Source organism: Prosthecobacter sp., from assembly GCF_044222345.1.
Taxonomy (GTDB): Bacteria; Verrucomicrobiota; Verrucomicrobiia; order Verrucomicrobiales; family Verrucomicrobiaceae; genus Prosthecobacter.
On sequence record NZ_JBGANL010000012.1, the window covers coordinates 56,924 to 78,397 of the forward strand.

Sequence of the window (21,474 nt, forward strand, 5' to 3'; positions counted from 1 at the left end):
TGTGTGGGGGAAGTATGCCCGACTATCCTGCCATGAAGCAGATGTTCAAGCCAGCGTTTCCTCTGGAGATGCGTGATTTCGTCGCATCCTCACGACGGCGGCTTCCATGCCGCAATCGCATCGGGAGACCGGGACTTCATCCCTAGGCGCTGCGTGATGAACTCATCCGGCAGCAGGATTTCGGTGGTCGAGCCGTCATTAAGCGAGCCCAAAAAGTGTGTCTCCGTGCGTTCGGCTGATTCAGCCAGCCAGGCAAAAGCGCGGTGGTAGTGACTTAGAAAGGTTTCCACATATGGGGCAATGAATTCGGAGGCCCGTGAAGCCATTTGCAGGCTGATGTCTCGCATGCTCGCCGCATCCATCAGAATCATCGAAACCCCTGGTATCTCAGGCAGCGGCCCAGGCATGAGATGCTGGTTCAGCGTGACGGTCTTGCCATCATCCGTGAAGGGAAACGGTGCTCCATCCATGGTGGCCGAGATCTGCCGCAGGAGATTGAGCATCCTCGGCACCACGGACTGCAGCGCAGTGAGGAATGCGCCGGGATCATCCGCATGGGCAGATTTCGCGTTGAGCGTCTGAAAGGCAAAGAAGGTGGTGAGAAGCTCACGAAACGACGGCAGTGCACCGCTCATGGCTTCATAGATTGTGACCCAGGCCGGGAGGTCACGGCGGCGCACGCGCAGCCATTCGTTGAGCTCTGCGGGATCACTCCACCACAGCATGCCTAGCGCAGCGGCAAAGCGGCGCTCCAGCACGCGCTCGCGTGCCTGCATCGGCCCCTCCATGTGCTCCATGACCATGCGCTGGCAGTGGGCCTCCTCGCGCAGGGTGCCGGTGGTGGAGTCTCGCGTGCCGAACTGCAGGCGCGAGACGGTGAAGCCTGCGATGCTGAGCGTGGTCGCAGCTTCGAGATCGCGCCGGCGCTGCCAGGCAAGGTTCCACTCCTGCAGCGCCACTTTGAACTGCGGCCCCCAGCCGATGATTTCCTCGCGCAACTGCAAAATCTCGCGCTGCAGTTCCGGCAAGGCTGTGGAACTCGTGGGCGTGCTGCCCAGGCCGCACAGCGCCCGCTCGGGATGCGCCAGCCCGCCGAAGTAACGCCGGATCACGAGCAACGCATCCTCCCCGCTCTTGTTGGGATGAATACCCTCCTCATCCCCCACCATGCGGTGCTCGTGCAGATTCAACCCCAGCCCATGCTGGTAGTAGAAGCAGCTGACCTGCCGCGAGAGATCCACAAACTGCCTCAGCAATGAGGCCGCCGGCTGCGAGTGCGATAAATGGGCAACAATGACCGCTCCCTTGGCGACTTCACCTGATCCCTTCACGATTTCGCCTGCGGCTTTCGGTTCGCCGTCCACAGCCGCTTCCGCTCGGGCGGCGGCACGATCCTTGGCCGCCGTGGCGACGTGACGTGCCATGAGCAGCGAGAGATTTTCCGGCAGCCGATGACGGATGATTCCTTCCTGGATCTCCTGCTGAGCCGCCTCCCATGCTCCGCTGAGCAGGTCAAGCTTGTGCTGCATGCGCCGGCACATGTCCTTGCCTATGACATTGGCTCCACAGCCTGCCGCCGAGCGCCTTAAAAGCCATAGCGCAGGAGTGCTGACCACCCGGGCAGCGATCGCAAAGACCACGAAAGGAACTTTGGCCGCCCACATCCAGCCGCGCATGAGCCTGCGACCCAGATGATGCCACTCCGCCTCGCGCTGCGGTGTTATGTGCGCGTAAACCTCCCACGGGTCGCGCTCCAGCGCGGCACGGAAGAACCAGGCATTCGTTTCCCGTACAATGTGCACAAACAGCGTGCCAATTCCGCCTGCATTGTGGCTGAGCTCCTGCGCCAGCAGGCCGCCAAGCTCCCGCGAGGTGATGACCGACACCACCGGCATGCCGAGGTGCAGGACCGTCTGCCCGCCCAGAATGCCGCTCAGACCGCCCAGCAAGGAGCTGCGCACGGTGATCGTAGAGTCCAGCCAGATCTGGACCGGTGGCTGCGCACGGAGATGCCACGAGAGCAGGTGGATGATCTCAAAAAGCTGCGGCTGCGTTGCCGGACTGACCTGCACCGCCACCTGCGCGCTCTTGGGCCGGAGAAGCAGGGGCCGGAACATAAACACCCAGGTGACCCCCATGAAGATGAACTTCATCACTTCAGGAACCATGCGCCACCGCAGCCATTCGCTCCATCCCTTGTGCCCGGTGAGAAGCCACGCCTCCCTGCCCATCCACACCAGCAAGCCCATCACCAGCAGAAGATAGCCAAGCTGGAGCGCCATCGTCCAAACGGCCGTCACCAGCAGGAGCCCAAACTGCAATGGCCCGCGCCACGGTGCGATGCGCACTGGCTTGTCGGGTAATTGCGGCGAAACTGGAGGGGCAGGCATGAAAAATCCGAAGTGCCTGAAAACGGCACCAGCACTCATAATTAACCCCTTTTAATATGGTTATTCTAGTTAATTATGAATGTTTAGACGCGCTTTAGAAATACCCTAAAGACAGTTTCACCCTTTTTGGACCGTTTTTCATGCCATGAAGCCCCTCTTTTTTCTCGCCTTTGGGCTTGCCTGCCTGGCTTCCGCCGCCACTGCGCCGCGCCCCGCCAACCTCGTTTTCATCCTGACTGACAATCAAGGTGCCTGGACCCTCGGCTGCTACGGGAATCCGGACATCCGCACTCCGCACATCGACCAGCTTGCCGCCGAAGGCATTCGCTTCACCTACGCCCTCAGCAGCAATCCCGTCTGCTCCCCCACCCGCGCCACCTTCCTCACCGGCCTCATCCCCTCCCAGCACGGCCTCCACTCCTTCCTCGATCCCAAGTTCATGATGGGGCCGGAGGCCTGCAACACGCTGCAGGAGTTCACTTCGCTGGGCGAAGTGCTGCGGGATGCAGGCTACACCTGCGGCCTCAGCGGAAAGTGGCACCTCGGCGCCAACATGACACCGAGCGAGGGCTTCACCACCTGGACCACCAAGCCGGACGGCAGCACCATGGAGTTCTACGACCAGAAGGTCATCGAAAACGGCCAGCTCCGCGTCGAACCCGGCTACACCACGGACTTCTGGACACGCAAAGGCGTGGAGTTCATCCAGACAAACAAGGACCGGCCCTTCTTCCTCTACCTCGCCTACAATGGCCCCTACTCACTCGGCCAGCTCATGCTCAATGAGTCCAGGAACCGCCACGCCGCCTACTACGCCGACAAGCCCCTGCACTCCTTCCCGCGCGATGCGATGCACCCCTGGCAGCATGACAACAAAGCCTTCCACAACACCGATGCCGCACGCCGTCGCATGGCCAGCGAGGTCAGCGGCGTGGACGATGGCGTGGGCGAGATCATGGCCGCTCTCAAAGCCAATGGTCTCGATGAAAACACCCTCGTCGTCTATGCCAGCGATCAGGGCTGGATGGGCGGCCAAAACGGCATGTGGGGCATGGGCGACCACTTCCGCCCCATCGGTGCCCACGAGTTGATGATGCAGATCCCCTTCATCTTCCGCCAGCCCGGAGCCATACCACCCGCACAAACCTGCGACGCCCTCGTCAGCAACTACGACTTCATGCCCAGCGTCCTCAGCCACCTCGGCCTCGCCAAACAAATGCCGCAAAGCCCCAAGTCCCCCGGCCGCGACTTCTCCCCTGCCCTCCGCGGCCAGCCCCTCGCGGACTGGGACAACACTGTCTTCTACGAAATGGAAACCACCCGCGCCATCCGCACCGCCCGCTGGAAATACGTCGCCCGCTTTCCCTCCGGCCCCTACGAACTCTACGACATGCAGACCGACCCGCAGGAACGCTTCAACCAGTACGCCCAGCCCGGCACAGAAACGACTCAGGCCGATTTGGCAAAACAGCTCGATGCATTTTTCAATCGCTACGCGGATCCAAAATACGACATTTGGAAAGGCGGCGGCTCAAAGGCCAAGCGGCATGTGCCTTGAACATGTACTTCATGCGTCCGTTACGCCCCTGGCAATGTGAGTGACGGCTTTCTGAGAAACAGCCTACACCGCCTCTTTCTTGAAAGTCTCCAATCCCAGCATCCTGAGGCAGCGCAGTCCGTACCAGGCGTAGGCGAGCGTTAATCCGCCAAAATATAAAATTCCAATGCTCGCGATTAGTTTAAAGGAAGTCATCTCGTGGTTCAACGAGACGCATGCCATTACCACCATGCTCCAACCTCGCCGTCCCGCTTCGCAAATCGTCTGCGGCGTCACTTCTGTTTTGGCCTGGCTGAAAGGGCGGAAGGTGAAGAAGAAGTAAAACTTCTCCAGAAAATGCCGCTGCCGCTCTGCCGTTTCGCTTTGGCAAAAGCGGAGAAACAAAAAACATATCGCAGCAAACGCATAAAATGTGAAAATGCAGCCAGCGACTACAAGGAGGAAATTCACACCGCCAGCCCATGAAAAGGCCAGCACTTTTGTCGAATGCAAGATCGCCTGCATAAACTGGGTGCAGCCCTTCACTTCCCCTCAAACCGCTTCCGCAGTTCATTAAAATACCGCCGCACCTGCTCACGCCGCGCGGGCGGTAACGCAGCCTCATCCAATGCGGCTTCTTCGGCTTGAATCGCTTCAAGAGCGGTCTGCGTGGAGGTGCGGGTGGACTGTTCGGTGCGGGCACCGCCCTCGACGCTACGCACGGTGCTCTGGCCCTCGCTGCCCTGCTGGGCGCGGACGACGTTTTGATTGTCAGTCTTCAGCTTCTCCGTCGGCGTGTTGTTGAGGTCCGCTTTGCCAGCACCGGGCGGCAAACCGGAGCCGGGCATGCTCAGCATGGGGCCGTTCGGATCAGGCGGCGCACCGTCACCAGTGATGATGATCGTGGGGGGCTTGTCATCCGGCTTGGCTCCGCCGGGAATGGGGGCGAGCAGCATCGGCTGGCCATCACCAGGCTGGCCCTGCTTGCCGGCCTGCCCCGGCTGGCCCTGCCCCATGCTCATCATGGGCTGCTGCTGGCCCTGCCCTTGTCCGTCCTGCGGCTGCTGCATTTGATTTTGCTGCCCGGCCTGGCCCATGCCCGGAGGATTAAGCATCTGCTGGCCATTCGGCACCTGCCCTGTCTGCGGCGCGCTCTGCTGCCCCTGCTGCTGGGAGGATCCCCCCTGCCCCGCCTGGCTCATCTGCTGCATCGCCCCATTGCTGCTGTCCTGCTGTCCGGCAATGTTGCTGCCAGAATCACGCAACTGCTGGGCGAGCTGCTCCAGCTCTTTGCGCGACTGCTCACGCAAGGCAAGATCGCGCAGCTTGTCGGCCAGCTTTTGAAATTCTTCACCGGCACCAGCAGGCTTGCCTTGCTGCATCTGATCTCCCGCAGCGAGGACGTTCTGACCCACAGCCCGTTTGCGGTCCTCCTGATCCGCCTGCTGCTGCGCTTCCTTGAGCGTTTCACTCATGCGCTCTTTCGCCTCAGCACCCAGCTGGGGTGATTTGAGCTGGCCGGCGAGCGCCTCAGCGGCCTGCGATGCGGCCTGGGCATTCTTCGCAGCCACAGCATCGCCGAGATCTGCCGTGTCAGCATGCTGGCGCATCGCAGCGATGAGTTTCTCCGAAGCCCAGGGTTCCTTGCCGTTGCCGAGTTCCTCGGCCAGTTTCTCCGCTTCTCGCGCACGCTTTTCCAGCTCGGCCAGCACGTCGCGGGCATCCTTGCCTCCTGCATTGGCAAGATCTGTGGCGGTTTTCTGCAGCTTCTGCTTCAAGTCTTCCACCTGCTTGGCCTCCTCCTCCTTGAGTCCCGCGAGCTTTTTCTTTTCCCAGTCGGTCTGCGCCAGTTTCTTCGCCTCTTCGGCGGCCTTGAGAGTCATGTCCTGATCCATCACCAGCACCTCCGAAGGCGGGGCCGTAATGATGCTGATGAAGCTGCCGAGAATCGCAATGAGCAGCGGCAAGGCGAGCCAGCGGTCCGGTCGCAAGGGCAGGTCTCGTTTCAAGGATGTCGGCCATGCCTGCGCCAAAACCTCCCGCTGCGCATCGATATGCGCACGGGCCGTCTCGCCTTCTTCGGCGTGCTTCTCAAACCACCACGCGGAGGCGAAAGCTTCACGACGTCCCGCCGCCTGATCCCACAAGGCCAGCGCGCTAAATTCTCCAGGACGGCGCCACCACGCATAAGCGAGACTGCCAGCCAGCCACACGACCAAACCAAGCCACGGGGAAAAAGCCACACTCGATCCACGCAGCGCCGCCAACATGAGCAGTACCAGCACCAGTGAGGCCGGAACCAGCGTCATGCGCAGCACCGCCAGCCAGCGCCGCAGTGCCACCCACACCTGTACGCGCTGTGCCACGAGGGCAAAGGCCGGGTTGTGAGAGGCTGTCTGGCTCATGCGTGGCATTACACCTCAAAACGCAGAGGAGGCCAAGCATTTTGACGGCACCCGGCTGAATTCCACCGACGAGAAAATCGCCCCCTCAGCCCCGCCCCATCATTCGGAGCTCGATCTTTGGAACCACCCCTTCATCTTGCCTAGCAGTCCCTTCTTCGGCTCCGCCTCCCCGGCCTCGGGCGGAGGCAGCAGAGCATTGGGCTTGTCCGCTTCTGCCGGCAGGGCACGCGGCACAATCGTTTCAGGCATACCCGCAAAACCCGCCGCCTCATCGAAGTTCGCGCTGTAGTCCCCAAATTTCGCCTGCTCCAGCATGTGCGCGGTGCCGTCAGGCAGGATGTGCGGCTGTACAAAGATCATCATCTCACGCCGCTCCTTCGCTTTGTTGGTGCTCCCCACCAGGTATTTAATCAGCGGGATGCGCACCAAAAACGGCAGTCCGCTCTTGTTGTTGCTATCACGTTCCGTGATGAGTCCACCAAGCATCGCAGTGGCGCGATCCGCGACGATCAGGCTGTTCGACATGCCCTGCTCAGAAATGTTGGGCACCTGGTTGCCGCTGATTGTGGTGTACCCAGAGATGTCGTTGTTCTGCTGCTTGAACTCCAGCATGACTTCCGCGTCATTGAAAATGTGCGGGGTGATGTCCAGCTGAAGCCTCACAGGTATGTACTGCGTGGTGGAGGTGAACCCTCCTCCCACCACCCCGCTGGTGTAGCTCTGCCCAGCGATGGCCACCTGCTGGCCGATGTAGATCCGCGCGGGCTGGTGATTGAGCGTGGTCAGCGTCGGTTTTTGCAGGACATGGAAGCGCTTCGTGGCCTCGAGCGTCTGCAGGAAGACGTTGAGGTTCTTGTTGATCTGCCCGTAGGCCGTCAGCCCGGCGATCCCCGCAGGGCCGCCTGCCCCCAGAAACCCCGCGATGTCCTTCAAATTCGAAGGATTGGCAAACGCCGTTCCCTGCGTGTTCAGCACACCTCCCACCAGACCGTCATCCCCCACCTTTTTGAGGGACTGAATCCAGTCGAGACCGAAATTGAAGTTATCGCTCAGCGTGAATTCCCCAATGATCGCGGAGAGCAAAATCTGCCTGGGCCGCACATCAAGCTCCTCCGCCAGGTCCTGCAACGCCTTGATCTGATCCGGCGGCCCGCTGGCAAAAAATTTCGAACTGGCAGGATCCGCAATCACCAGCGTGTTTGCGATGAGAATGCTGATGGGTTTCTTGGTGATCTGCAGATCTGTGGCGATGCTTCCAGTGCCAAATCCCAGTCCCGAGGCTCCTCCGCCAGACATGCCGGAACCACCCAGGCCGTTGCCACCACTGGTGCCCAGTCCTGAGCCCATGGAAGAGCCGGAACCGAAGGGCTGTGAGGTGTTGACCGGCTGTGTCGGTGCAGATGCTTGCGCCTTCTGCTGCGACTCCAGGCTGTTGTCCTGCTGCTTGGGATCATTCCGCATCAGCGCCTTTTCCGCGATGCTCAGGAAGACAGAGAGATCCAGGTAGTTCAGCTTGCGCGAAAAATAGCGGCTGACCGAAGCCTCCGCGTCCAGTTCACGCACCAGTGCCTCGATCTTTTGCAGTTCCAACGGACGCGCAACCACCACAATGCTGTTGGTCCTGGCCACCGCCTGCATCAAAGGCCTGGCCGCAGTCAGCGCAGTATTTGCCAGCGAGGCTGCCACGGGAGCCGGTGACGACGAACCTGGAGCGCCAGCACTGCCACCCGCGGATGCCCGACCCGCAGGCGAAGATTTGTCCAGCCCCAGCAGCGCCTCAAGCTGCTCGACCACCTCCTGCGCTTCAGCACGCTCAATGCGGATCGTCTTCTGCACCGTCTCCATCGGCGGCTGATCCACCTGCTGGGCCAGTTCGAGATAGGCGCGAATCGTCTGCGAAGCTTCCGTGATCACCAGCGACTGCGAATTCGGCACGGCCAGAATCCGTCCATACGGATGCAGGGGAATGATGGTCTGAAACGCCGTGCTCGCATCCTCCGCACTCAAATGATTGAGCTGCAGCACATGCGTCACCACCTGGTCCGCATCAGGCAGGTCTTCGGGCCGCAGGATCATCGGCACGTTCTGCGCAGACGGCAGACTGCCACCTTCCGTGGCCACGAGCTTGAACAGATTCCCCCCGCTCGGCACCAGCGCATAACCGTGCATGAGCAGCCCCTTCTCAATGATCGAGCGATACTCCTCGTCACTGAACTCACCGGGCACATCAATGGTCACCACCGCATTCTCCATCCCGCGATCACGCAGCACTTTGCGTCCTGTGACACGAAAGTATTCGGCCAGCACCTCCGCCACCGGCGTGGCCGTGAAGCTGATCAAATTACCGCCAGAAGTTGATGGAACGGAAGAGCTGGAAGCAGCAGGCGGTGGAAGAATAAAGCGCGCTGCGGGCCTGTTCGGAATCTGCGCCTGCAAACTGGCAAATGAAAGCAGTACGAGGAAAAGTAATGTTGGCACGTGGAAATTCATAAAGGTGGGCGGGGCATAAGTCTGATCATTTGGAAGACTCGGCGAGGGCTGGCGCATGCAGGCGGCTGAAGTGGAGGGTGGCAGCCACGCTGGCAGGATCTGCACTGTCAGGCACCACCTTGAGTTCAGTCACCACGCAGAAGGATTCGGGGGAAAGGATCTGATGCATCCAACTGAACACCGCAGGCAGCGCGCCTTTCACCGTGAGCGTCACACCGACCTCGCAGTAAAACTTCTCACTCACCGGCTCATGCAGCTGCTTCTTCTGCACCACAAGCCCCTGTGCCGCTGCCGAAGACAGCAGGCCTTCCAGCAGATCCTGGCTGGCTTCGTTCTCACTGGTCATCGGTGGTTGCGAGGCTTGCAGCCAGTCGAGGCGCTGCTGCCAGAGATCCGTCTCGGCCAGCAGCGCCTGTGCCTCCATCAGCCGGAGCTTCAGCGTCTGCTCACGGCGCTCAATGCCATGCTGCATGCGCAGCAGACGCTGAGACAGGACGACACCACCGCACACGGCGGCGAGCACCACGAGGATCATGATCAGCCGCCGCTCACTGGCCTTCATGGATGCCACCTCCTGCATTCAAAATTCCCTCAGTGCGAAACTCCGCCCGATTGTCCTCGCGAATGGAAGGCACGGGGAAATTCCAGGCATAGTTCTGCAAGGCAGTGCAAGCAGCCAGCCTTCCTTTGAAACCGAGCGCATGCTGCACCGTGGTCGCTTCGCCGCTCACGATGATTTTGCCATTCTCCATCTGAAACTCCTTCAGACGAATGCCTTCCTCCGGCAGCAGTGAAACGATCTGATGAAACAACTCCACGGGATACTGGTCGGGATTGATGGCGCCCTCCATCGCCAGCCAGTGAGCCTGCGCCTGAGTGACGCGGTCAAATTCAGGCTGTCGCAGGGTGAGTTCTGTCTCTGCCTGATGCAGGCGGCGCTCCCGCCACTGCAAGCGCAGCCACCAGGCCCCGAAGAAACACAAATACATCATGGCCACCGCCGCCAGCAGCAGCATTCTGCCCTGCCGGGCCTGCTGCTGGTGACGCTGTGCTGCCACTTGCTGCGGCAGCAGTCCACCAGATTCCAAAGGCGGGCGTGGATCAGGGCGGGGTTCCTTGCAAACCTCAGCCTCCACAAACAGGCAGGCCAGTTGGGGGACAAAGTCGGTTTCACAGGCCGTCCAGATGTGGATGGCTGGGGGGGCCTCCATGAAATCATGCGCCTGGAGGACAGCACAGAGGTCGCGCAGTTCAAACGCAGCATCCACATCCAGAACGCGGGAGGCCAGTACTGCGGCATGCAGCAGACTGCCTTCACGGGTGAAGGCCACGACCTGGCGGCCTAGCTCCTTCCATAGGGCGATGCCATTCTCTGGCAGCGGCAGCATGCGGACGCTGGGCTCAAACTTTTCGGGGTGGTTGTTCCATCCGTCGGAGCAGCGGGCTTCTTCGGTCAGCGCCAGAGTGCCTACCAGAGCGCGCTGATTTTTGCGCAAAATTGTCCAGTGCAGACACAAAGATGCATTGGCATTCAACACGCCCAGCGCCTCCCAGCGCAGGGCTACGGCATCATGGAGAGCGTCCCCTAGGCACCAGAAGGGGGCGCTGTCGAAGGCGAGGGTTTCCAGCCCCATCAATCCTCCGGAGACGGGTGCTGCATGCTGCCAGATGCCGTTGTCACAGATCCATGTTTCGCGGGTTTCTTCACCTGGAAAGCAGAGAGACTGCGTGGAAGGATTGCGAAAGGTTCTGCGCTTCATGGCAGTCCGGTTCCTTTCACGGAAAACTCTTTCCACTCGACCATGCGGGGAGCGCCCCCTTTGAGGTCCAGAACCACGGCGATGCCGCAGTGTGCATCTCCGGCCCTGCCGATGCTTTCGACGTGCCTTGTTGGTCCGGACAAAGTCAGAAAACTTGTGTCGGATTTCGCAATTCCAAGGATCGCGGTGACCTCTTCCAGACTTTTCAACGGAGCCCCGTCAGGACCTTCTCGGGTGCTCACCAGTTTCCCGGCGCTTTCCAATGTGGCACCGGTGACGACGGACAGGATTTCGGCGGAGGCGGTGTTCACGTCCAGCTGGCCGTTGCCGCGGAGGGTGAACCAGGTGCGCCAGTCGGGCCTGGCGGCATTCAATTCTTCAACGCGGGCCACCTGACTCAATTCATCGAGACTGGCGAAGGGACGGTTGGGCGGAAGACCCGGCTGCTGGTAGTCCAGACTTTCAGCGCTGCCGGGACGGCGTTTCAAATCGTCGGCGTCCGTCCAGTCCATGAAGGTGGCGGCGATGTCCTGGGCATCGACCCGAGACAGGCCCCATGACATGAAGATGCGTTCCAGCAGTGGAAGACGTTCTACGGTGAGCAAGGCGTTGAGGTTCAGCAGGCGCTCCTCAGTGGTGAGCTTGACGTCATAGCGCTCGATCCCGGACACTTGGTTTTGCAGCAGCGGATCTCCGGCCTGGACCAGCGGGTGTGATGCGACGGCAATGCCGGATTCCGCGAGCTGGCGAGCGCGCATCATGCTGGTGCGGGCCTGCTGCATTTCGCCATGCTCCCGGGACATGGCGGCGGTAGTGATGATCAGAAAGGAGAGGACGGCGAGCAGGCATAGCACGGCCAGCAGCACCGAAGCCGGAGCATGCTTGTGAGATTGGCTGACACATTTCACCGTCGGAAAGGGCATGCATCGGGCGGGAAGCTCAAGTTACGGAATCTTCACATTCAAACAGTGGCCGAGCGGTCCCCCGCCCTGCATGCGCTGAACCTCACTCCCTGGCTTGGCAACAGTCTTGTCACATTGTTAGCGTCAGGGCCATGAAGCAATCCGCAACCTCAGATGACTGAGGCGCGGGATTCAAGAGGTGGGACAAGCTGGTTGAGGCAGCTGAGAAGAGGCCGCATGCCTGCCGTTGAAAGGCTGACGGTTTGAACTGAACGAAGATGATGGGACTGCTACGCATGAATACCGGCACCCCACTGCCGCCATCTGCGCTCGCCAGTGACGGAGGTGCCAAGATCCATAAGAGGCATTGTAAATACTTTGAACCATCCCATTCGACTAAATGCCCGGCATCTTTTTCACGGCATCTTTTTCACCATACGGATTCATCAATGCATGGCGTATTTGGTAATCGGTTAAGGGCGTCATTCGTAGATTTGGGGGCTCCGCGACTCTGGCAGCGGGGACGCGATGATGACGCTACTAGTGAACTCGATGTGTGCAGAATGCACTGGGTTTGCTGCCCGGATGGCTGGTGCGGTAACCCAGGGCTTGCTCGTTCCTCGCGGCGCCTTGGACTGAGTCCGCCGCACCTTTGGTGCTAAGATCCAGACGGCAATGCGTACGAAACATGGGCTTAACCGAGTGCCATTCATGCCTAGCATCTTTTTTCTTGCATCTTTCTCGGTTGGCTCAGGCCCGGCACCATACCGAATAGATCGTTTTGCTACACCTATCAGATTGCCATTCCAACACCTCACGTGCGACTTTTTACCCACTCAAAAAAGCGATGCGCCTTATTTTTTCATTTTAATCAACCACAAAGCTAGTAAAGAAAACGTGATAAAGATGCCCAGCCAAACCCAAAGACTGCCAGCAGGCTCAACCTCTTTTTTGTGTGATGCATTGTTTATGTTTGCAGACCTCTCTTTGTTCTTTGATGGACTGTTTGCGTTTGAAACGCCCTCTAATTTATTAGTTGGTTTCAACTGTTTCTCGGGGAAGACATCAACTTCCACGTTATGCAGTACGCCTAAATTAAGTAATAATCCCATAGACTCGGATTTGCTATTTGGTTGGTTAAATATCTTTTCTCGGATTTCCCGCTGTGAGATTAAAATGTTGTCTGCATACATGACTTCATCCAATTCCATTTTTTCTTGGTTTATCACCCTGCGCGCATCTTTTAGCGCCAAGCGAGACCAGAGTGGAAGATCCTTTCGACTTAAAGCTTGGTCAAGTTTGGGCAACGCTGGCTTTCCGATTTTCACGAGCGTCCTCACGACTGGCGACACGCTCCGGATTGCGAAAAAACCATGGCCGCCGGGCGAAGGTTCCCTCACTTCAGCAAGATCTATTAACTCATTAATTACGTTGAACGCCAGCAAGGGTTTTTCGCCAATACTTTCTATATGTGCAAGATCCTCTTTGGTTAAATCTAATTGGGAGGATTCGTATTGATGCCGTTTGGAAATCAACCAATCAGACGTCTGTTTTATTTGTTCTTGTGTGATGAGAGTGTGATCGCTCACTGGAGCCTGCGCTAAGGCTGCAAGCTCCATTATGGGCGTTAAAAATATTGTCAGATATAAAAACGGTTTCATAATATTTTAAGGGGAAGGAATGCCATCATTATTCAATTCAAAGAACTCATATTCCCTCATTTGCGGAGTGTCTCGGTCAAGGATTTTTGGATACCAGATTCCGCCAACGTTAATCACCCATACATCACAACGCCACGGTTCGAGGTTGGAACAACGGTACCACTTGCCTCCGATCTGAACCCGTGCAAACTCTTTAAACCACCACTGAGAATGGACTTGGATTGTGTTTGGCAAGCCATACAATTCATTGCCGTAAAATACTCGTCTCGGTCCATCAACTTGCATAAGTTCACCTATTTGTCCCGCATCTTCTGAGTATGGATTACTGTCTTCGTCCTGGGCGTTAATTCGATCATCATTCCCTTCCAAGTCATCGGTAGGATAATCTATACGCTTTTGCATCCAATCTTGAGAGTTTATTAAGCTGGGTTCATTTTGGTTTGTGCTTGAGTAAAGTCTTTGTGTGATCTTTCGAGACATATCCCATCCTGAGAAACCTGCTTGAGTAAAATCTTTGTTAGAGGCATTGTCAGGGACGCCATTGGGATCCCCGGGAACATTAACCCTGGTTTGAGCCTCCAGTGCCGGTCTTTCGACGTTCTTCTGATATGATGGCGCTGTGATTGCAGGAGGATTAATTTTTCCAGTCCATTCAATATGAAACTCTGAAATATAGGTGCCATCAGTAGTTAAGGCTTTGCTTTGAAAGCCTAATGGGTATGAAACGCCGTTCTGCTTAAAGAGTTTTGACTTGTTGTTTTTAGCTATATCTGCAGTCAGTTCCACCCAAACGACCCAAACCATCATTACCGCGATAGTATTTGTTCCCTTCTTGATTTTGACCGTAGTCGGCGGACCTGCCCCATCTCGTTTCACGAGGCGCTTTGTGGGGTCGTTTGGAAATGGATCACCGCCTTCCCATTGATATTTTTTGTTTGCTCCTATTTGTTCTGCTGTAATTCCGCTGGCCTTCAATACCACATAGAGTGATTCCAATGGATTTTGCGGGTTCGGCGGTCCGCCTCCACTAACAGGCAGGGCTTGTGGCGTCACGAAATGCTTGACTGTGCTGCCTTGTTTAGCTGACTTCACCTCGTCGCCAATCACGCCTTTCATTCCTGCATCAGGCACGATGTCTGCCTCTTTCAGAGCCTGTCCCACCGCTTTGTTAGTGGTGGCATTGGGTCTGATGATGGTCGAAGCCGCGACAATCAGATTAGCGCTAAGGACAAAGTTTTCCATTTGGGCAACGACGATTTTTTCCGTTCCATTCTCATCAACTTCTGTGGTCTCGTCCAGCAAAGCCTTGATGATTTCATCGGTATTTCCGCTACCTCCTTCTTCGACAGTTTTACGCCGCATGCGCACCTCTGAGATAGTATTTACCTCGCGCCCCACGGACTTGCCATTGTAGCCACCGTTGTAAACGATTTTGAAGGGGGCGGTTCCAAAGTCCGGCCAGATGGTGCCGCCGCCTTCACCCCCGGGAAGATCCGGGCCATCGACTGGACCCTCATTCGTGTCCGGGAACTTTTGGTCATAGCCATCGGCCAGGCCCGGTCTCCAAGGCAAGGACTCCAGGCTTGGTGGTGTGCCTTCCCCCGACTGTCCATCACTGGTGCTCCAGATTGTCTTGCTGCTGTTGTAGTCTGGCGGGTGGTATCCATCAAAGACGGTCTGAAACTGACCATTGATATAAACCACGGCCATGCCGCCGCTGTAATGGGCCTGCAGGGTGCCGGTGGTGAAACTCACTGAGCGGCTTTCGAAAATGACGTCGTCATCTTCCACAGGGCGCACTGGGATTTCAGGGGCCGGACCGGGCAAAATATCGGGGACTGTTCCCCCGGTGCCGGCCGGTAGCGTGTAAGCAAACATCTGCACCGTAGCTCCGCAGCCTGCGGCATTGACGGCGAAGTCATGCGCTCCTTCCGTCATCAAAGCAGAAGGCAGGAAGGTGGCGCTGCCGCCTTCATCCGTGGTCGTGCTCTGGGTGCCCATGGAGACTGGAACCCCGGCGAGGCCGACGCCGCCTCCGGTGACTGATACCGTCACCGGCTCGGGTGTGTCTCCCACTTTGAGAATCTGTTTGTCGCCGCTGCTGACGGTCAGTGTGGGGGCAGCCACCGAGATCACGAAGGTGGCGCTCGCCGTGCCCTCGGCGGTGTCGGTCACGGTGACGCTCACGGCGTAGACGCCCGGCTCGGTGGGGGTGCCACTGATGCCGCCCGTGGAGCTGACGCTGAAGATGCCTCCGCCGCCTGTAAAGGTGTAATCACCATTTCCACCACTGACGCCAATGCCAGCACTGTAGCCGATGCCAACGCCACCGCTCGGCAGCGAGTACGTGGTGATGGTCAGGGGCTGAGGTGGTTCACTGACATTCAGTGTGAATTCCTGGTCTTTAACCAGACCCAGCGCATCGGTGACATGCACGGTGAAGGCGTAATGGCCGGTCTCAGAGGCAGCCCCGAGGAACTGCCCTGCTGAAGTCAGCGCAATGCCCGGAGGCAGAGCGCCGGCCGCAAGGCTGAAGATCTTCTGGCCATAGCCGCCGGTGACTTCTAGCTGCGGCGTATACAAAGCACCCTTCATGATATTCGGCAGTTCAGATTCCGACGTAAAGGCCAGCACACAGAGGCGGGGCTAGAGCGAAGTCCGGAAATGAGTTCCGAAAAAGAGGCCTGGGGACGTTCGGCGGCGGTTGGAGGACCAACCGCCCTACCCTCATGGCATCTACGCATGGACGCCGGGCTGAGCCGGAGGGGCCGTTGGGAGGGTTGCGTTTGAAGGGAGGAACGTCCCCTCAATCCCTCGCCTTCAGCACGCCCACCATGTCCAGCTTTCGGAGCATGCGACCGACGACGAGGAAGGAGGCGCAGGAGGCTGCGGCGACCACGAGGACGGCCATGGTGTAGGTGTGCAGGCTGATGACGAGGGGCATGCGGATGGTTTCGGTGCTCACCTTGGAGATGATGAAGGTGGCGAGGCCTTTGCCAAACAAGAGACCGATGGGGATGGCGGTGGAGATGAGCAGCAGCAGCTCTCCCAGCAGCACACCGGCCACTTCGCGCTGGGTGAAGCCGACGACACGGAGGGTGGCGAGATCACGGCTGCGCTCTGACAGGGCGATGCGGGCGCTGTTGTAAACGACGCCGAAGGCCACCACGACGGCGAGGACGAGGTAGAGCTTGCGCAGGATGCCGATGCTCTGGCCGGTGGTGCTGCGAAAGGAATCGAGCTGGTCCTGTTTGACGAGCGTGATGGCGATGCGCGGCGTGTCCTTCACCGTGCGCATGAATTCACTCCAGCGGGCCTGGTCCACGGTCATGTAAGCGCCGCTCACGGTGCCGCCTTCATGCATGAGACGATGCAGCGCATGAATGTCCATGAAGGCGGAGATGCCAGCGAAGTCCTGCATGAAACCACGGATGGGTACGCCGACGGTTTCGCGCCGGCCTTCGAGGGCCTCCACCTGAACGACATCCCCGATGCGGGCTCCGAGGATTTTGCCAAGCTGGGCGGACATCACGATGCCCTCCTCCGGCAGAACGATGAGCCGCCGTTGTGCATCGAGCAGGCGGTTGAGGTCGGCATCGGGGGGGAGCCCGGTCACGGCGATCTTGCGTGAATGGTGGCCGTAGCGGATGCGCGCCTGCACGGCACGCACTGGCTCGGCGCGCTGCACGCCGGGAAGCTGCTCCAGATTGTGCAGCGAATCGGCGGATCCGGGCTCGGCGAAAAACGCCACCACATCCTGGCGCTGTACATCGTTCCACTGATAGGTGAGCATGTAGTCAATGCTGTCCGCCATGGAACCGGGGAGCACCATCAGGCCCGTGGCGAGGGCGAGACCGAAGACCGTGAAGAGAGCCTGAACGGGGCGGCGCTCGATATTTCTCAAGGCCATGCGCAGTGCGGGGCCGCTGCCACGGGTGAGGCCCATGCGTTCGAGGGCCGAAGGCTTGAAGTCAGCGGGCGGCTCAGGCCGCATGGCCTCGGCGGGTGGGAGCTTGACCGCCATCCAGACGACGCTGATGACTCCTAGAAATGAGGCCGCTGTGCTGACGACCAAGGCGATGACCAAGGCGCTGTAGTCCATGCGAAAATTCAGCGCGGGGAAACGGAAAAAGACATCGTAGATGCTGATCAGTGCGCCCCCCATCCAGCGACCCACCACGCTACCGATCAAGGTGCCGAGCACGACAATGACCAAAGCATAGTTCAGGTAGTGGCGGCCGACCTGCCAGGAGGAATAGCCGAGGGCTTTGAGCTGCGCGATCTGCTCGCGCTGCAGGCGCACCAGCCGTGCGAGCACTGCATTGACCATGAAAGCAGCCACACTGAGGAAGACCAGGGGATAGGCCACGGACAGAGCACGCACCACGCGGAGTTCGTCATCGAGACGTTGCGCGCTGTTGTGCTCGCGCCGGGTGTAGGCTCCCTGTGCACCGTAGTCCAGCAGCAGGCGGTCGATTTCCGCCATCACCGGCCCTGACTGCGCGCCCGGGGAGAGATCCACGCAGAGATCATTGAACGCGCCATCGAGATCGTAGGGCACGGCGATGGCCTCGTAGTTCATCCAGAAGACGCCGTAGCGTTTGTTGTCCGGCAGAGTCTGCCCGGGTCGGGCCTCAAACACAAACTCGGGGGACAGCCCGATGCCGCAGATGATGATGATGTCGCGGTGGCCGTTGATGATGGCGACAAGGCTGTCGCCAATCTGCAGCTTGTTTGCGAGGGCAAAGGATTCGCTGACCACCGCCTGCCGCCGTTCATCGGGCTGAGGCAAGCGGCCCTGCCGGATGAAGGTCTTGTTGAGAGTCTGCGGCCGTCCTTCAGGAAGGGATACCAGATGCGCTGAAGCGGGCTCGGTCATGCCCACGAGATCGAGAGTCGCATCGACCACGACCCGAGCCTCCACAGCCGCGACGCCGGGAATCCCCGCCACGCGCTCCGCCAGGGAGAGCGGTGCTCGCTTCAGAGACGCAAAGACATCCGCGAGGCGGTAGCGCTGGTAGTAGGCGTCCCGGGTGCCTTCCAGGGTGAGCACGATGCTGCGAGTCATGATCATCATCGCCAGTCCGCAGGCCATCACGAGGCTCACCGCCACGATCTGGCCCTTCATGCGACCGAGATCGCGGAAGAGTTTGAGATCGAGCGGGGTGAGCATGTGGCCGTATGGATACGACCATGCGCGTGGTTTGCAAAAACAGATGCGATTGTGGAGCTCTGAGGGGGTCAAGCATGGATGGGACACCCACGATTTGCGCCGTTATGCTCTGAATAATGCCAGGCATGAATGGCCCTCGGGGGAGGGCATCGTTCGTGGATTTTGGGATTATGCGGATGCTCGTAGCAGCGGAGGGGCGTTGAGAACGCTGCTGGTGAGCGCGGGTGCAAAGAAGGCGCCCGTTCTTCGCTAAAGCTACGAAGGGAATGCGGGCTTAACCGAGTGCCATTCTTGTGTGGCATTTTATGAGGTGGCGCGTGGAGGGATCCAGATGATCCTCTCGTGCTGGACGTGCGGGGAGGTGGGTGATGGCGGAGTGCTGCGGACTGGAAGTCCGCGCTCCGGGGTGCTTTTTGATTGGAGAGACGTGGCCTCGACTGAGTGGCGTTCATGTCAAGAATGCGAGCGCGTCAGAGTCTGGGAACCGGTGGAGCGCAGATACACCGCAGCCCACGAAAGCGGTGCAGGCTTGCTTCTCTGCCACCGCACTCCGAGACGCTGGCGTGTTGATTGATAACAGGCTTGATAAAGGCCGGAGGACGGACTGAGTGAGAAGGACACGCGGCCACCCCGCGAAAGCGGTGTCGACGATGCAGGCTTGCGCCTTGCATCTCTGCCACCGCACTCCAAGACACTGGCGCGTTGATCGACGCCGGCGCGTTGATTGATCAGTCACGTGCTTTGAGCACGCTTATCAGATCGAGCTTGTGGAGCATGAAGCTGACCATGGTGAAGGAGGCACCGGCTGCTGCCAGGACGACGAGCACGGAATTGGCATAGGTGATGGAGCTGATGTACTGCGGCAGACGGACGGTCTCATTGCTGACGGCGCTGATGACATAGGAGGCGAGGATGCTGCCAAAGACGAGGCCTATGGGCAGGGCCACGAGCACGAGCAGCGTGAGCTCTCCGAGGAGCACGCCTGCGACTTCGCGCTTGGTCAGGCCAACGACGCGGAGGGTGGCGAGATCACGACCGCGCTCGGAGAGGGCGATGCGGGCGCTGTTGTAAACGACGCCGAAGGCGACGATGACGGCCATCCACAGAAACAACTGGCGCAGGGTGCCGATGCTCTGACCGGTGGAGGCGCGAAAGGCCGCGAGATCGTTTTTCTTCACGCTGGCGAATTCGATCTTGGGCTGCTTTTTGACTTCGCGCATGAAGTCGTCCCAGCGGTTGGTGTCCACGGTGAGAAAGGCGCTGGTCATCGTCTCGCTCTCGCGCAGGAGGTGACGGACGGCATCGATGTCCATGTAGGCGGACATGCCGTAGAAGTCCGCCATGAAGCCGCGCACGGTGACCTCCTGGCGCTCGCAGCGGCCTTCCAGCACCTGCATATGCAGACGGTCACCGATCTTCACGCCGAGTACTTCGGCGAGTTTATTCGAAACGAGCAGGCCTTCACCGGGCAGCACGATGGGCCGGCCCTGCATGTCACGCGGATGGATGAGCTTGTGATTCTTGGCGAAGCCCAGGATGTAAAGCCGGCGCTCATGGTGAGCATTGCTGACAGTGGCGACGAAGCCGCGCACCGGCTCCACGCGCAGGGCTCCGGGCAGATGCTCCAGATCATGCAATGTATTGATGGAGGCGGGATCCCGCATGGAGATGATGACGTTCTGGCGGAACTGATCATTCCACTGGTAGGTCAGCAGCTGGTCCACACTGTCTGCGAGAGCGCCTGGCAGCACGAGCAGGCCGGTGGCCAAGGCCAGCCCAACCACGGTGAACCCGGCCTGCACGGGACGACGCTCGATGTTTCTCAAGGCCATGCGAAACACGAGCCCGGTGCCGCGCGTGACGCCGAGGCGCTCGAGCAGCGATGGCTTGAAATCTGCCGGGGGCTCCGGCCGCATGGCCTCCGCCGGGGAGAGCTTGACCGCCAGCCACACCGCGCCCGCCACGCCCAGCACAGCGGCTGCGATGCTGATGATGAGAGCCATGACCAGCGCTTTTTGATCCAACTGAAAGTGCAGCTCAGGGAAATGAAACAGCAGGGTGTAGACCCTGAGCATGGTGTGCCCGAGGCTCCAGCCTGCAAAAATGCCCACCGCCGCGCCTGCCGCCACGATCACAAGGGCGTAGTTCAGGTAATGGCGGCCGACCTGCCAGGAGGTGTAGCCCAGCGCCTTGAGCTGAGCGATCTGCTCCCGCTGCAAACGCACCAGCCGGGAGGTGACGGAATTTACCATGAAGGCGGCCACGCACAGAAACACCAAGGGATACGCAAGGGAGAGCGCACGCACGATGCGCAGTTCGTCACCCAGCCGCTTTGAACTGGAGTGATCGCTCAATGCGTAAGCGCCGGGGGCGCCGTAGGTGACAAGCATCTGGTCCACCTCCTCGATCACCTCCTTGGAGGGCGTTCCGGGAGACAGATCCATGCAGAAGTCATTGAAAGCGCCATCCAGATTAAAGGCTGAGGCCAGGGACTGGTAGCGGAGCCAGAAGACGCCGTAGTGCTTGTTGTCCGGCAGGGTCTGCCCTGGCGGTGCTTCAAACACAAACTCTGGGGAGAGGCCGATGCCGCAGATGTCCAGATGATCGCGGCGGCCGTTCAGGATGGCAGTGATGCGATCGCCGATCTGAAGCCCATGAGCCTGGGCAAAGGCCTCGCTCACCACGGCCTCGCGCTGGGTTCCCAGCGAGGGGAGTCTGCCCCGGCGGAGGAAGATCTGATTGAGATTGAGTTTGCCGTCGTCCGGCAGGGAAACCAGCCGCGCTCTGACCGGCTCCTGCACGCCCTCCATGTCCAGCAGGGCTGATTTGACCACGCGCAGCTCCACCGCAGCCACGCCGGGGATGTGACTGAGGCGGTCATGGAGGGAGAGGGGGGCACTCCTGACCGAGCCGAAGACATCGGGCATGCGGTAGTGCTGGTAGTAGCTGTCGCGTGTGCGCTCCAGGCTGAGGATGACGCTTTGAGAGACGATCATCATCGCCACGCCGCAGGCCATGACGAGGCTCACCACCAGGACCTGTCCCTTCATGCCGCCGAGGTCGCGGAGCAGTTTACGGTCGAGAGTGGTGATCATTCAGAATGAATTTGCAACGGCAGCCATGAAAAAAGGTCACAAACCCTGTTCAAGCCCTTGC

The 21,474-nt window shown here is 59.3% G+C and carries 13 protein-coding genes; 2 read left to right on the top strand and 11 right to left on the bottom strand.

Annotated elements, in window-relative coordinates:
• Window positions 1-89 precede the first annotated feature (89 nt).
• On the bottom strand, window positions 90-2,390 hold the full coding sequence (locus tag ACILSL_RS08990) for a hypothetical protein (protein ID WP_395731676.1): 2,301 nt from the start codon (window positions 2,388-2,390) through the stop codon (window positions 90-92).
• A 145-nt stretch (window positions 2,391-2,535) separates the two neighbouring features.
• On the opposite strand from ACILSL_RS08990, the gene ACILSL_RS08995 reads away from it, so the two are divergent.
• The gene (locus ACILSL_RS08995; RefSeq protein ID WP_395731677.1) at window positions 2,536-3,948 is read left to right on the top strand and encodes a sulfatase; all 1,413 of its coding nucleotides are present in this window, start codon (window positions 2,536-2,538) and stop codon (window positions 3,946-3,948) included.
• Window positions 3,949-4,011: 63 nt separating this feature from the next.
• Here ACILSL_RS08995 and ACILSL_RS09000 read toward each other — a convergent pair whose 3' ends face one another.
• The 3 genes from ACILSL_RS09000 to ACILSL_RS09010 form a co-directional block, all read right to left on the bottom strand.
• Window positions 4,012-4,452 (bottom strand): hypothetical protein, encoded by a 441-nt coding sequence (locus ACILSL_RS09000; protein WP_395731678.1) that lies wholly within the window; start codon window positions 4,450-4,452, stop codon window positions 4,012-4,014.
• Between the two features lie 17 nt (window positions 4,453-4,469).
• Window positions 4,470-6,332, bottom strand: a complete 1,863-nt coding sequence (locus ACILSL_RS09005) for a hypothetical protein (protein WP_395731679.1) — start codon at window positions 6,330-6,332, stop codon at window positions 4,470-4,472.
• A 99-nt stretch (window positions 6,333-6,431) separates the two neighbouring features.
• Window positions 6,432-8,672, bottom strand: coding sequence for a secretin N-terminal domain-containing protein (locus ACILSL_RS09010; protein ID WP_395731680.1), 2,241 nt, complete (start codon window positions 8,670-8,672; stop codon window positions 6,432-6,434).
• Between ACILSL_RS09010 and ACILSL_RS09015 the strand changes: the two genes are divergently transcribed.
• Window positions 8,659-8,841 (top strand): hypothetical protein, encoded by a 183-nt coding sequence (locus ACILSL_RS09015; protein ID WP_395731681.1) that lies wholly within the window; start codon window positions 8,659-8,661, stop codon window positions 8,839-8,841. The genes ACILSL_RS09010 and ACILSL_RS09015 overlap by 14 nt on opposite strands.
• A 6-nt stretch (window positions 8,842-8,847) precedes the next feature.
• Here ACILSL_RS09015 and ACILSL_RS09020 read toward each other — a convergent pair whose 3' ends face one another.
• The 7 genes from ACILSL_RS09020 to ACILSL_RS09050 form a co-directional block, all read right to left on the bottom strand.
• Entirely contained in the window at window positions 8,848-9,384 is a 537-nt protein-coding gene (locus ACILSL_RS09020; RefSeq protein WP_395731682.1) for a hypothetical protein, read from the bottom strand.
• Window positions 9,371-10,582, bottom strand: a complete 1,212-nt coding sequence (locus ACILSL_RS09025) for a hypothetical protein (RefSeq protein ID WP_395731683.1) — start codon at window positions 10,580-10,582, stop codon at window positions 9,371-9,373. The genes ACILSL_RS09020 and ACILSL_RS09025 overlap by 14 nt, the downstream gene beginning before the upstream one ends.
• Window positions 10,579-11,505: a general secretion pathway protein GspK gene (locus tag ACILSL_RS09030; RefSeq protein ID WP_395731684.1), complete on the bottom strand. Its 927-nt coding sequence runs from the start codon at window positions 11,503-11,505 to the stop codon at window positions 10,579-10,581. Before ACILSL_RS09030 ends, ACILSL_RS09025 begins: the two co-directional genes overlap by 4 nt.
• 833 nt (window positions 11,506-12,338) lie before the next feature.
• Window positions 12,339-13,145: a hypothetical protein gene (locus ACILSL_RS09035; protein ID WP_395731685.1), complete on the bottom strand. Its 807-nt coding sequence runs from the start codon at window positions 13,143-13,145 to the stop codon at window positions 12,339-12,341.
• A 6-nt stretch (window positions 13,146-13,151) separates the two neighbouring features.
• On the bottom strand, window positions 13,152-15,740 hold the full coding sequence (locus ACILSL_RS09040; protein WP_395731686.1) for a putative Ig domain-containing protein: 2,589 nt from the start codon (window positions 15,738-15,740) through the stop codon (window positions 13,152-13,154).
• Window positions 15,741-15,951: 211 nt separating this feature from the next.
• Window positions 15,952-18,318 carry an ABC transporter permease gene (locus ACILSL_RS09045; protein ID WP_395731687.1) on the bottom strand — a complete coding sequence of 789 codons (2,367 nt, stop codon included), beginning with the start codon at window positions 18,316-18,318 and terminating at the stop codon, window positions 15,952-15,954.
• 728 nt (window positions 18,319-19,046) lie between these two features.
• Window positions 19,047-21,413: an ABC transporter permease gene (locus ACILSL_RS09050; RefSeq protein WP_395731688.1), complete on the bottom strand. Its 2,367-nt coding sequence runs from the start codon at window positions 21,411-21,413 to the stop codon at window positions 19,047-19,049.
• Window positions 21,414-21,474: the final 61 nt, after the last annotated feature.